Genomic DNA, 230 nt, shown 5'->3' with positions numbered 1-230 from the left:
TATTATTATTACTAACAATACAACGCCAGATAACGGAACCGTTACTGTTAATACTGATGGGACTATTACCTATACGCCTAATGATGGATTTATTGGTGAAGACACTTTTGAATATACTATTTGTGATAACGCTTCGCCTGCGCTTTGTGACACTGCAACTGTAACTGTTACTGTGCAACCAGATGGAACGCCTAACACAACTAATGCGAATGACGATGCTTACAATACAA

Annotated in this window: 1 protein-coding gene; it reads left to right on the top strand. The window is 38.3% G+C overall.

The window, feature by feature from the left end:
• Positions 1-230 (top strand): Ig-like domain-containing protein (locus V6251_RS15510; RefSeq protein ID WP_341589040.1); only part of this gene is annotated, 230 nt, incomplete at both ends.

This window comes from Olleya sp. Ti.3.14 (assembly GCF_038154885.1).
In the GTDB taxonomy this organism is placed as follows: domain Bacteria; phylum Bacteroidota; class Bacteroidia; order Flavobacteriales; family Flavobacteriaceae; genus Olleya.
This window is presented reverse-complemented; position numbering and strand designations above follow the sequence as displayed.